The sequence below is a fragment of the Pseudoxanthomonas sp. LjRoot125 genome, from assembly GCF_964252705.1.
Taxonomy (GTDB): domain Bacteria; phylum Pseudomonadota; class Gammaproteobacteria; order Xanthomonadales; family Xanthomonadaceae; genus Pseudoxanthomonas_A.
In genome coordinates, this window is sequence record NZ_CAXUOY020000002.1 from 233183 (window position 1) to 245571 (window position 12389).

The 12389-nt window shown below is 67.4% G+C and carries 11 protein-coding genes and 2 pseudogenes; 5 read left to right on the forward strand and 8 right to left on the reverse strand.

Features of this window, described 5'->3' with window-relative positions; all coding sequences use genetic code 11:
- Positions 1 to 3: 3 nt before the first annotated feature.
- The 5 genes from ACSION_RS16630 (at position 4) to ACSION_RS16650 (ending at position 3701) form a co-directional block, all read left to right on the forward strand.
- Positions 4 to 921 (forward strand): TPM domain-containing protein, encoded by a 918-nt coding sequence (locus ACSION_RS16630; protein WP_435306985.1) that lies wholly within the window; start codon positions 4 to 6, stop codon positions 919 to 921.
- A complete protein-coding gene (locus tag ACSION_RS16635) occupies positions 921 to 1412 on the forward strand; it encodes a TPM domain-containing protein (RefSeq protein WP_435306903.1) in 492 nt (163 codons plus the stop codon). The genes ACSION_RS16630 and ACSION_RS16635 overlap by 1 nt, the downstream gene beginning before the upstream one ends.
- Before the next feature lie 87 nt (positions 1413 to 1499).
- Entirely contained in the window at positions 1500 to 2378 is an 879-nt protein-coding gene (lgt, locus tag ACSION_RS16640; RefSeq protein WP_435306904.1) for a prolipoprotein diacylglyceryl transferase, read from the forward strand.
- A 29-nt stretch (positions 2379 to 2407) separates the two neighbouring features.
- Positions 2408 to 3202: a thymidylate synthase gene (locus ACSION_RS16645; RefSeq protein ID WP_435306905.1), complete on the forward strand. Its 795-nt coding sequence runs from the start codon at positions 2408 to 2410 to the stop codon at positions 3200 to 3202.
- Positions 3203 to 3206: 4 nt separating this feature from the next.
- Complete coding sequence (locus ACSION_RS16650) at positions 3207 to 3701, forward strand: dihydrofolate reductase (RefSeq protein WP_435306906.1); 495 nt, start codon at positions 3207 to 3209, stop codon at positions 3699 to 3701.
- Positions 3702 to 3766: 65 nt separating this feature from the next.
- Here ACSION_RS16650 and ACSION_RS16655 read toward each other — a convergent pair whose 3' ends face one another.
- The 8 genes and pseudogenes from ACSION_RS16655 to ACSION_RS16690 all read right to left on the reverse strand — a co-directional run bounded on the left by ACSION_RS16655 (position 3767) and on the right by ACSION_RS16690 (position 12386).
- Positions 3767 to 4432, reverse strand: a complete 666-nt coding sequence (locus tag ACSION_RS16655; protein WP_435306907.1) for a DUF1287 domain-containing protein — start codon at positions 4430 to 4432, stop codon at positions 3767 to 3769.
- A gap of 11 nt (positions 4433 to 4443) precedes the next feature.
- A pseudogene (locus tag ACSION_RS16660) lies at positions 4444 to 5289 on the reverse strand (symmetrical bis(5'-nucleosyl)-tetraphosphatase); the annotation flags it as partial.
- A 12-nt stretch (positions 5290 to 5301) separates the two neighbouring features.
- On the reverse strand, positions 5302 to 5682 hold the full coding sequence (gene apaG, locus ACSION_RS16665) for a Co2+/Mg2+ efflux protein ApaG (protein WP_435306908.1): 381 nt from the start codon (positions 5680 to 5682) through the stop codon (positions 5302 to 5304).
- Between the two features lie 56 nt (positions 5683 to 5738).
- Positions 5739 to 6527, reverse strand: coding sequence for a 16S rRNA (adenine(1518)-N(6)/adenine(1519)-N(6))-dimethyltransferase RsmA (gene rsmA / locus ACSION_RS16670; protein ID WP_435306909.1), 789 nt, complete (start codon positions 6525 to 6527; stop codon positions 5739 to 5741).
- Between the two features lie 47 nt (positions 6528 to 6574).
- Positions 6575 to 7552 (reverse strand): 4-hydroxythreonine-4-phosphate dehydrogenase PdxA, encoded by a 978-nt coding sequence (gene pdxA / locus ACSION_RS16675; protein ID WP_435306910.1) that lies wholly within the window; start codon positions 7550 to 7552, stop codon positions 6575 to 6577.
- Between the two features lie 19 nt (positions 7553 to 7571).
- Positions 7572 to 8882 (reverse strand): annotated as a pseudogene (locus ACSION_RS16680) (peptidylprolyl isomerase); the annotation flags it as partial.
- Positions 8879 to 11347, reverse strand: coding sequence for an LPS assembly protein LptD (gene lptD / locus ACSION_RS16685; protein WP_435306911.1), 2469 nt, complete (start codon positions 11345 to 11347; stop codon positions 8879 to 8881). The pseudogene ACSION_RS16680 and the gene lptD, both read right to left, overlap by 4 nt.
- Positions 11348 to 11477: 130 nt before the next feature.
- The gene (locus ACSION_RS16690) at positions 11478 to 12386 is read right to left on the reverse strand and encodes a histone deacetylase family protein (RefSeq protein ID WP_435306912.1); all 909 of its coding nucleotides are present in this window, start codon (positions 12384 to 12386) and stop codon (positions 11478 to 11480) included.
- Positions 12387 to 12389 lie beyond the last annotated feature (3 nt).

The window sequence follows — 12389 nt, forward strand, 5'->3', positions numbered from 1 at the left end:
CCCATCGCCCCCTTGCTGCGCGCGCTGGCGCTCTGCCTGCTGCTGGTGGCGGCGCCCGCATGGGCGCAGTCGCTGGCCGCGATCCCTGCGCTGGATTCGCCGGTGGTCGACACCACCGGCACGCTGGATGCCGCGCAGAAGCAGCAGCTCGAACAGCAGGCGCTGGCGTTGCAGCAGCGCAAGGGTAGCCAGCTGCAGGTGCTGATCGTGCCCAGCACGCAGCCGGAAGACATCTTCGACTACACCCAGCGCGCGTTCGACCAGTGGAAACTGGGGCGCAAGGGCGTGGACGATGCGGCGATCCTGGTGGTCGCCAAGGATGACCGGCGCGTGCGCATCCACACCGGCTATGGCCTGGAGGGCGCGATCCCGGATGCCATCGCGAACCGCATCATCCAGGAGTACCTGGTGCCGAAGTTCCGTACCGGCGACTACGCGGGCGGCATCACCGACGCCACCGGCGTGATGGTGAAGCTCATTGATGGCGAATCCCTGCCGGCCCCGGTCAGCACGCATCGCGCCAGTCCGGGCGGTGGTCGGGGGGGCGACTGGTTCTTCGCCCTCTTCGCGGCCTTCATCGTGGCGACCATCGTGCGCGGCATGTTTGGCCGCGCACCCGCGGGGTTGCGTGGCCTGTTCACCGGCGGGGCCGCCGCCGGGGTGGCGCTGCTGCTGTCTTCGCTCATTCCCGCCGGCATCGCGGGCGTGTTCGGCCTGCTGTACGGCCTGGCCTCGGTGTCGACGCGCGGTGGTTATGCCCGGCACCGCGATTGGGGCGGCTGGGGTGGCGGCGGAGGCGGCTGGGGAGGGGGTGGCTTTGGTGGAGGCGGGGGTGGCTTCGGCGGTGGTGGCTGGGGCGGAGGTGGCTGGGGCGGAGGTGGCGGCATGTCCGGAGGCGGTGGCGCCTCGGGGAGCTGGTGATGCGCCTGCTGCGCCATCTGTTCGCACGTTCCGCCCGGCGGCTGTTCCCCGAGGACAGCCTGCACCGCATCACCGATGCCATCGCGGCAGGCGAGCGCCTGCATCGCGGCGAGGTGATGTTCGCGGTGGAGTCCAACCTGCCGCCGAGCGCCGTGATCGCGGGCGTGGAGCCCCGGGAGCGCGCGCATGACGTGTTCGTCCGCCTGCGCACCTGGGATACGGAAGCGAACAACGGCGTGCTGATCTACCTGCTGCTGGCGGACCACCGCATCGAGATCGTGGCCGATCGCGGCCTCGCCGGTCGGGTCAGCGACGCGCAATGGCGCGACGTCTGCCAGCTGATCGAGACAGGCATGGGGGAAGGCCGGGCCGAACAGGCCGTGCTGGATGGCATCGCGGCGGCATCGGCCCTGCTGGCGCGGCATTTCCCGCAGCAGGCCGGCGATGTCGACGAGGACGAACTCCCGAACCGTCCGCATCTGCTGGACTGAGCCGGAACGCTCCGACGCGCGCGCAGTCATCCACGCGCGGGCGGGGTGGGGCAAAATAGCCCATCTCCACCGGCCACGCCGAGGCGCATGATCTACCTCCACCAGATCGATCCGATCATCTTCTCGCTGGGGCCGGTCAAGCTGCACTGGTACGGCCTGATGTACCTGCTGGCCTTCGTCGTCGCCTGGTGGCTCGGCCGCATGCGCGCGTCGCAGGGGCGCCTGCCGGGCGTCAATGCCGATGCGTTCTCCGACCTGATGTTCTACGCGATGCTCGGCGTGGTGCTGGGCGGACGCATCGGATACGTGCTGTTCTACGGCTTCGGCACCTTCCTCGAGAATCCGCTGGCGATCTTCAAGGTGTGGGAAGGCGGCATGAGCTTCCATGGCGGCTTGCTCGGCGTGATGGCCGCGGCGCTGTGGTGGTCGCGCAAGCACCGTTTGCACTTCTTCGACACGATGGATTTCGTCGCACCGCTGGCCGCGCCCGGGTTGGGCTTCGGCCGGCTGGGCAATTTCATCGGCGCCGAGTTGTGGGGCAAATACACGCACGCCAACTGGGGCGTGATCTTCCCGACGGACCCTGAGCTGCGCCATCTGGATGCGCTGCAGCTCAAGGCGCAGTATGCCGCCGGCGCATTGAACCAGTTCGCCCGTCACCCGTCGCAGCTCTATCAGGCCTTCCTCGAAGGGTTGGTGATGTTCGTCGTGCTGTGGACAGTCTCGCGCAAGCCGCGGCCGCGCTACCTCGTGTCGGGACTGTTCGCGCTGATGTACGGCGTGTTCCGCTTCCTCATGGAGTTCGTCCGCGTGCCGGATGAAGGCCATTACGTCGCCTGGGGCTGGCTGACCAAGGGCCAGGTGCTCAGCGTGCCGCTGGTGCTGCTGGGCCTGTACCTGCTGTGGCTGTCGCGCCGTGCGCCGACGCTGCAACCCGTTGTTCCCGCGCCGGTCGCCGGCAAGTAAACCGTGAAGCCTTTCGCCGGAGACCAGGCATGAAGCAATACCTCGACCTGTTGCGCCATGTGCTGGAGCAGGGTGCCGAGAAGTCCGACCGCACCGGCACCGGCACGCGCAGCGTGTTCGGCTGGCAGATGCGCTTCGACCTCAACGACGGCTTCCCGCTGGTCACCACGAAGAAGCTGCACCTGCGCTCGATCATCCACGAGCTGCTGTGGTTCCTGAAAGGCGAAACCAATATTGCCTACCTGAAGGACAACAAGGTGAGCATCTGGGACGAGTGGGCCGACGAGCACGGCGAACTCGGCCCGGTGTACGGCAAGCAGTGGCGCAGCTGGGAAGGCGCCGACGGCAAGACCATCGACCAGATGCAGTGGCTGGTGGACGAGATCAAGCGCAATCCGGACTCGCGCCGCCTGGTGATCAGCGCCTGGAACGTGGCCGAACTGCCGAAGATGGCGTTGATGCCTTGCCACTCGCTGTTCCAGTTCTACGTCGTCGACGGCAAGCTCAGTTGCCAGCTCTACCAGCGCAGTGGCGACATCTTCCTCGGCGTGCCGTTCAACATCGCCAGCTATGCGTTGCTGACGCACATGGTGGCGCAGGCCTGCGGGCTCGGCGTGGGCGACTTCGTGCACACGCTCGGCGACGCGCACCTGTATTCGAACCACTACGATCAGGCGCGCGAGCAGTTGGCGCGTGAACCGCGCGCGCTGCCGAAGCTGCACCTCAATCCCGAGGTCAACGATCTGTTCGGCTTCACCTTCGACGACATCGAGATCCATGGCTACGATCCGCACCCGGCGATCAAGGCGCCGGTGGCGGTCTGACCCGATGCGCATTTCGCTGGTCGTCGCCCTCGATCGCCACCGCGCCATTGGCCGCGACAACGACCTGCCGTGGCGGTTGCCGGACGACCTGAAGCGCTTCAAGGCGCTGACGTTGGGCAAGCCGGTGTTGATGGGGCGCAAGACCGCCGAATCGCTGGGACGCGCGTTGCCGGGCCGCCTGAACCTGGTGCTGACGCGTCGCGGTGGCGTGCCCTTCGAGGGCATGCAGGCCGTCGCGTCGGTCGATGAAGCGCTCGCGATCGCCGAGACGCAAGGCGCCGAAGAGCTGAGCGTGATCGGCGGCGGCGAGGTCTACGCGCTCACCCTGGGGCGCGCCGACGTGCTGTACCTGACCGAGGTCGATACGGTGGTGGAGGATGCGCATGCGTTCTTCCCGGCCTTCGATCCGACGGAATGGCGCGAAGTCGCACGCGAGTCGCATCCCGTCGATGCGAAGCACGCGCTTGCATTCGACTTCGTCGAATACCGGCGCCGCTGAGCCGCCCACCCGTAGGCTGGGATGAAGCGAAGCGCAATCCCAGCGCGTCGCCGTGTCATTCGACGTTATCGGGATGCGCCGGATGCCGTGTCCGTCGGCGTGCGGTAATGGCCGATGATCGCGTGATGAAAGAGGATGTCGTCTTCCCGCGTGCCAGCACTGATGTTGTGCAGGATCAATGGCGTTCCGTCCTCGCTCCGCCTGTCGGACACGATGCCGATGTGCAACAGCCCGCTGCCGCTCAGCCGCCACGCAACGATGTCGCCTGCCGCGAAGTCGCCCACCGATTGGCCGATCGTTAGTTCCCACCCATGCCGTTCGAACCAGCGCATCTGGTTCGGCACGCGGCGATGGTCGATGTTGCGGTCGGTGCGGCTCAATCCCCATTGCCGCGGATACTGGTCAAAGTGCGCCTGCATGTCCTCGTGGATCGCTTGCTGCAGGTCCAGGCCCTGCGTGCGCAGCGCGCGAATCACCACGTCCGTGCAGACACCTCGATCAGCGGGCACGTCTCCATCGGGATAGGGCATGTTGAAGTAGGCTGGATCGTAGAGGCGTACCACGCCCACCTGCGCACGGGCGGCAGCTACCAGAGGCGGGGAGACAGCAGGTCGTGTGTCTGCAGACGTTGCGGGAGGCGATTCAGGCGCGTTGGTGGAGGGCGCGTCGTTGCGACATGCCGCGAGTGTCAGCAGCATCAGGCACAGCGTGGAAAGCCGTGCCGGTCGCATGCTCAATCCTTCGGCAATTCGCCCTTGGGCGGCGGCGGTACGTCGCGGCCCGCGACCTGGACGAGGCGGACATCATCGGTGTCCAATTGCAGTGCGGTGAGCTTCCCTCCCCACACCGCGCCGGTGTCGATCGCGTGCACGCCATGGCCGATCATCAGACCCAGCGTGGACCAGTGGCCGCAAACGATCTTCAAGTCGCGCTCGGCGCGGCCTGGCACTTCGTACCAAGGATAGAGGCCCTGTGCCTGTCGTCCCGGTGCGCCCTTCTCCTCGATCGCCATGCGTCCGCGCGGCGTGCAGTAGCGCATGCGGGTGAGCACGTTGATGATGGCGCGCGAACGGTCGTGGCCCGACAGATGCGGGGCCCAGTTCGGCTTGTCGCCGTACATGTTGCGGAACAGCTTGCGATAGCCGTTGCCATGCAGCTGCACCTCGACCTCGCGCGCGTGCTTCTCGGCCAGCGTGGTGGTCCACTTGGGCGCCAGGCCGGCGTGCACCATCATCCAGCCCAGGTCGCGGTCCACGTGCAACAGGTTCTGCAGGCGCAGCCAGTCCAGCAGCATGCGCGCATCGTCGGCCAGCACCACGCGTTGCAGATCGGCATTGACCTTGCGCTGCTCGTCAGGCGAACGTTCGCCGATCGCGAGCAGGGACAGGTCGTGGTTGCCGAGCACGACAACGCTGTGCTCGCGCAACGAATGCACCAGGCGCAATGTTTCCAGCGACTGGCCGCCCCGGTTCACCAGGTCGCCGCAGAACCACAGACGGTCCTGCGCCGGATCGAAGCGAATCTTTTCCAGCAATCGCTGCGTCGCGTCGTAGCAGCCTTGCAGGTCGCCGATGGCCCAGACACTCATCGCGCCGGGGCCTCAGTGCAGCGTCCGCGGGACGGACAGGGTGAAGGTGGCGATGGGGGCGTCGAAGCGGGTGCCGTCGTCGGCGAGCATGTCGTAGCGTCCCCGCATGGTGCCCAGCGCGGTCTCCAGGACGGCGCCGGACGTGTAGCGGAAATCCTCGCCGGGCCTCAGCCAGGGTTGTTCGCCCACCACGCCCTCGCCATGCACTTCCTGGATCTTGCCGTTGGCGTCGGTGATGACCCAGTGCCGGCGCAGCAGTTGCGCCGGTACGCGGCCGCGGTTGCGGATACGGATGGTGTACGCGAACACATAGCGCCCGTCCTCGGGCGCGGACTGATCGTCGAGGAAACGCGTGGCGACGTCGACGTCGATGGCGTAGTCGGGGGAATCCATGCGTTCAGTGTATGCAATGCCACGTCAAAGCGGAAACAACGCCGGTTCTCGCGCGATCAGGGCGCGTCGGGCTGGTTCGCCAGGCGGATGAAGTCAGGGACCGGTACCTGTTCGGCGCGCAGGTCGGGGCGCAGTCCGGCCGCTTCGATCTGCTCGGTGGTGCAGGTGCCGGACAACGCATTGCGCAACGTCTTGCGGCGTTGGCCGAAGGCGGCGCGCACCACGTCGGCGAAGCGGCGGTGGTCGTGGATGCCGACCTGGTCCGGTGCGCGCGGTACCAACCGTGCCACGGCGGAGTCCACCTTCGGCGGTGGCCGGAACGCGCCCGGCGGCACCACGAACAGGCTGTCGACGCGGCAATAGGCCTGCAGCATCACGCTGAGGCGCCCGTACACCTTGCTGCCGGGTTCGGCGGCCATGCGGTCCACGACTTCCTTCTGCAGCATGAAGACCATGTCGCGGATGGAGGCCGCGTGTTCAATGGCATGGAAGAGGATCGGCGACGACAGGTTGTAGGGCAGGTTGCCGACCAGGCGCAGCGCGTCCTCGCCCGCGAGCTTGCCGAAATCCACCTCCAGCACGTCCTTGTGGATGATGGTCAGGCGGCCTACGCCCTCGGAGGCCTCCATCAGCGGCGTAATGAGGTCGCGGTCGAACTCGATGGCGGTCAGCTCGCCGTGCCTGCGCAGCAGCGGGAAGGTGATCGCGCCCTGACCCGGGCCGATCTCGACGAGGCGATCGCCCGGCTGCGGGTTCACCGCCATGACGATCTTTTCAATGTAGGCGCGATCGGTCAGGAAGTGCTGGCCGAGGGCCTTCTTGGGGGGAGCCTTGAAATGCGACATGCGCGGATTATGCGGGAACGCCGCAAGCCGCGCGGCATCGGCGTGCGTCAGCGCGTGCGGCGGGTCGCCGCGATGCGCGCGCAGGTGGCCACGGCGGCGAACAGGCTGGACGGGTCGGCGACGCCCTTGCCGGCGAGATCGAGCGCCGTGCCGTGGTCGACGGCCACGCGCGGATAGGGCAGGCCAAGCGTCAGGTTCACGGCCTGCTCGAAGCCGCTGTACTTCAGCACCGGCAGTCCTTGGTCGTGGTACATCGCCACCACGGCGTCGAAGCCGCTCAGCTTTTGCGGCAGGAAGGCGGTATCGGCCGGCAAGGGGCCGATGAGATCCAGGCCATCTGCCCGCAGCGCGTGCAGGACGGGTTCGATGACGTCGATCTCCTCGCGTCCCAGATGCCCCGCTTCGCCAGCATGCGGGTTGAGTCCGAGGACGGCGAGTGTCGGGCGGGCGATGCCGAAGTCGGTGCGCAGTGCGCGATCGGTGATGCGCAACACCTCTTCCAGCGCGCTGGCCGTGATGGCATCCGGCACGTCGCGGAGCGGAAGATGGGTGGTGGCCAGTGCCACGCGGACGATCTCGTTGGCGAGCATCATCACCACGGGGCGGCTCGCCTGTTCGGCCAGCAACTCGGTCGTGCCGCTGTAGGCGATGCCGCCCGCATTAATGGCGGCCTTGTGCACCGGGCCGGTGACCAAGCCATCGAGTTCGCCGGACAGGCAGGCGCCTGCTGCGCGCGTCAGCGCGTCGATGACGGCGCGCGCGTTGCGTGGATCGGTCTGGCCGAAGCTGGTCGATGCGGCGTTGGGGATGGGTCGCAACCGCAGGTCGCCGGGACGCGCAGCGACGGCGTTTTCTTCGATGAGCTGAAGGGGCAGCCCCAGGGCCTCAGCGGCGGAGGTCAGCGTGGCCGCGTCGGCGAATGCGAGCAGGGTGCAGTCGGTGCGCGGCTGCTGGGCCAGCCGTATGCAGAGCTCCGGACCGATCCCCGCCGGCTCGCCGGGCACCAAGGCGAGCCGGGGAACCATGTCAGCCGCCCGGGGTGGTCTCGGCGCGGTCGCCGCTGCGGAAGCTGACGTAGGCTTCGCCACGCAGTTCCTGCAGGTAGCGGTTGTACTCGTCCTCGGCCTTGCGACGACCGATGGTCTCGCGGACCTGGGCGCGGCGGTTCTGGTCTGTCACGTCGGTCTGGCGGCTTTCCACGCGTTCGACGATGTGCCAGCCCGCATCGGTACGGAAAGGCGCGCTGACCTGACCATCCTGGAGACCGGTGATCTGCTGGCCGAACGCCGGGCCGAACGCGTCGGCCGGGAACCAGCCCAGATCGCCGCCGTCGTCGCGGCTGTTGGCGTCCTCGGTGGACTCCTTCGCCACTGCGGCGAACTCGGCGCCGCCGGCGATGCGCGCACGCAGCGTATCGATCTTGGCCTTCGCCGCCGCAGCGTCCTGGGTCGGCGTGACGCGGACGAGGATGTGGCGGGCGTGGAACTCGGTGACGTTGCGCTTGTCGGCCTGGGCCGAGTCGCGTACCTCCACCAGCTTGAGCAACTGGAAGCCGCTGGGGCCGCGCAGCGGTCCCACCACCTGGCCAGGGGTCATGCCCTTGAGCAGGTCGGCGAATGCCGTGGGGATCTCGTCGACGCTGCGCCAGCCAAGATCGCCGCCTTCCAGCGCGTTGGGGCTATCGGAATAGCGGACGGCAGCGGCGGAGAACTCCAGTTCGCCCTTGTCGATCAGCGCCTTGATGCCATCGACCTTGCCCTTGCCGGTGCTGATCTGCTCGGCATTGGCGCCGTCGGGCAGCGCCACCAGGATGTGCGCCAGATGGTATTGCGCGCCGGTGGCCGCTTGCGCGGCGATCGCGGCGTCGACTTCGCCCTCGCTCACCTGCACGCGGCTCTGCGCGTAGCTCTGGCGCAGGCGCTGGATGGTGATTTCGTCGCGCAGCGAGTTGCGGAACTCGGCGAACGACATGCCGTCGGCCTCGAGCCGCTGACGCAGGCCGTCCGGCGTCGTGCCGTTCTGTTGGGCGACCGCGTTGACGGCGTTGTTGAGATCTGCATCGCCGATGCGGATGCCGCTCTCGGCAGCGCGCGCCACCTGCAGCTTCACCAGCACGAGGCGTTCGAGCACTTGCCGTTCCAGTACCGCACGCGGCGGCAGCTGGCCCGGCTGACTGGCGTACTGGCTGACGACGTTCTGCACCGCGCGATCGAGTTCGCTCTGCAGCACGACATCTTCATTGACCACGGCGGCGATGCGATCCAGCGGCTGCAGGTTCTGCGCCAGTACCGGGGTGATGGCCGTTGAAAAGGCCAGCAGACTGGCGACCAGAAGGCGGGAAATCGGCTTGTTCATGGAATCGGATCCGGAGCGTAAGAGGTGTCGTCCGGTCGCTGCGCGATATTGCTCGGCGGGACGAGATAGAGGTCGTCTCGGTAATAGCCGAGGATAGCACGGCGCAGGGTGCGCTCCGTGTCCTGGCCAGCCGAGCCCAGGCCTTTCAGGACGAATTCGACCTGGAAGCCCGTGTTCATTTCGCCCTCGCGATTGCGCACGTACCGACGTACGAGGGCGCGGACGGCGAGGCAGCAGCTGTCCCATTGGACGCCGGCGACGCCTTCCAGCAGGCCGGGTTCCTGGTCGGTGGCCGCATCGCGATAGAACGAGTGGTAGTAGCGGCCCACCACGCTCCAGGACGGCGTGACCGGGTACAGGAACGAGAAATCCGCCTGTTCCAGCAGGTCGCGGCGGCGCCTGTAGGTGATGTTGACCACGCCGTCGTCCGGCAGCAGGTAGCGGGCACGGACGCTGGCCAGATCTTCGCGACGGAACTTCGGATCCCACTGGTAGGAGGCACCGATGGTCCAGCGGTCCGTAGGTGCGTAGTTGGCGTCCACGACCCAGGCCGACTTGCCCTGTTCCAGCGGCACTTCACCTGGCAGGACGACGCGGCTGTCGTCGAAGTAGCGGATCTGACCGATGCTGGCCGACAGGCGCTCGAAGCCATCCTTCTGCCGCAGCAGGCGGGTGGACAGTGCCAAGGTCAGCTGGTTCGCATCGGTCTGGCGATCGGGGCCGGTGTAGCGGTTGTCGCGGAACAGTTGGCCGTAACTGAAGTTGAAGGGCCGTGTATCGAAGATCGGCAGCCCATCCTGCTCGCGGTACGGTGCGTTGAGGTAGAAGAGCCGCGGTTCCAGCGTCTGCAGGAAACGGTCGCCCTTGATCTCGGTCTCGCGGTCGAAATACACGCCTGCGTCCAGCGAGCCGATGGGAAGGCTGCGGCTCGGCGAGCGATCGTAGAACTCGGCGATCTGCGCCGCGCTTACGGACTGATTTGCCGGAATGCCGTAAGCGGCGCGCGCGCGACCGATTGCCGTGGTCTGGGCCAATTCGGGGTCGAGCCGATACTCGGTATGCCGATAGGCCAGAGTGGGCGTGACATACCAGGCTGCGCCCTGCAACGGGAAGGAGATGGTGGGCTTGATGTCCAGGCGGCTGCCGCCGGGATGCTCATCGTGCTGGAACTGCACGGCTTCGGCATGCCCGCCCACGCTGATCCAGCGGCTTAGCGGCTGGTTCCAGTTGAGGTAGACGCGGGGCAGCCGGTTGTACGGCAGCGAGGCTTCGCTGCTCAGGTAGTCCGAGAGCTGCCAGTGGTCGGCCATCAGGCCGGCGCTCCAGTACTCGCCTGCGCCGTACACGCCGGCGGTACTCGTCACCGAGGAGTACGCCTGTCCGTACAGCGAATTGCCGAAGTCCTCCTGGTAGCGCGCGTCGCTCAGCCAGATCAGGTTGGCGCGGGCCTGCCAGTTCCGTGAGAAGCGATGCTCGCCTTCGAACGCGAAGAACCCGCGGCCATCGTCAGGATCCGGGTTGTTCGGATTCTGGGGCCTGTAATCCGCATCGTTCATGCGGTCGCGGACCAGGTCGTCCTTGGTCATCCAGGTGCCCTGGATCTCGCCGCGTCCTTTCTCGTACAGATAGCGGAATTCCGCGCCCATCTGGAACCCGCGCTCGCTCATGTAGCGCGGTTCCAGCGTCGCGTCGTAGTTCGGCGCCAGGTTGAGGTAGATCGGCTGCTTCCAGTCGAAGCCGTTCCGGCCGGACAGGCCGACCGCCGGATACAGCAGGCCGGTGTGGCGCTGGTCGTCGATCGGGAACTTCAGGTACGGCACGTACAGCACGGGCACCTTGCCGAGCCGGATCGTTGCGCCACGTGCCACGCCCCAGCCGTCGTCGGTGTTGATGTCGATGCGGCGCGAGCGCAACTCCCATCGGCGGTCCTGGGGATCGCAGGTGGAATAGGTGGAATGCTGCAGGCTGCCTTCGGCACCCTTCATGTCGATGCGGTCCGCGCCACCGTTGCCGCGCCGCGAGACCAACTGATAGCGCACGTTGTCGATCTGGTGCGAATCGGCGCCCTGGTCGCCACGCGCGCTGTCTGCAACCAGGCGAATGCCGGCATCCTGGTAACGGATGTGCCCGTCGGCGACGTAGGTGTCCTTTTCCTGGTCGTACTTCAGGTTGTCGGCCCCCAGGAACTGGTCGCCCCGGGTGAGCTGCACGGCGCCACTGTATTCGGGGTTCGCCTCGGTGCCGGACAGCTGGTCGCCCTCGATCGAGGTGGGCTGTTCTGCCCGCTGCTCGCGTTTCGCCTGGGCGCTGCCGCCCGCTGCGGGCTGCGGCGCCTCGCTGAAAACCGGGATCACGTCCTGGACCGGGCAAAGGGCCCAGCTTTCGGGCTTCTCATCGTCAGCCAGCGCCGGCAGGCACAGGGCGATGCTGAAGGGCAACGGGAGCAGGCGGAGGACAGGACGCACGCGGTGCTGGGCTCGCTGGCAGGTTAAAAACGGTCGTTAGCTTGCCCCATCCCCTGCATGCGGGCAATGAAGGCCGACGGGGCGGTGTCGGCCAGGGTTCAGCGAGCTCGAAGGTACGGCGTCCGCGGGCTCAGCGGAGTTCGTCGACGTGGGCGGCCACCGAGTCCCGAAGGGCGTCCAGATCGTAGCCGCCCTCCAGCATGGAGACCACGCGGCCGCCGGCATGTCGCTGCGCCAGGGTGCGCAGCTGGCGGGTCAGCCAACCGAAGTCCTCGGTCTCCAGCATCAGGTCGGCCAGCGGGTCGCGCATGTGCGCGTCGAAGCCGGCGGAGATCAGCAGCAGTTGCGGCTTGAAATCGTCCAGCGCCGGCAGCAGCTCGTCCGCCCAGGTGTTCTGGAAGCGGAATCCGCCGCTGCCCGGCGGCAGCAGCGCGTTGAACACGTTGCCGGCGCCGCGTTCATAGGGAGCACCGCTGTGCGGGTAGATGCCCGATTCGTGGCTGCTGAAATAGGCCACGCGCGGGTCGTTGTAGAAGATCGCCTGGGTGCCGTTGCCGTGGTGGACGTCGAAATCCACGACGGCCACGCGTTCCAACCCATGGCGGTCGCACGCATAGGCGGCGGCCACGGCGATGTTGTTGAACAGGCAGAAGCCCATTGCCGTGCCGCTGGTGGCATGGTGGCCCGGGGGGCGCACCGCACAGAAGGCCGTGGCCGTGTCGCCATTCATCACCGCATCGACGGCAGCGACGCCGGCACCGGCGGCACGCAGTGCGGCAGCGGGCGAGGCCGCGCACATGACCGTATCGGGGTCCAGCATCCGGTAGCCGGCGACGTCGGTCTCCAGCACCTCGTTGACGAGGGTTTCGTCGTGCACGCGGCGGAGGTCGCCCAGCTTGGCGATGGGCGCCTCGCGCCACTCGACGTCGCCGTGTTCGCGGCGGAGCACTTCCAGCACCACCTCGAGCCGCGCCGGGCGCTCCGGATGTTCGCGTCCGGGATCGTGGGCCAGGCAGGCGGGGTGGGTGAAGATGATCACGAG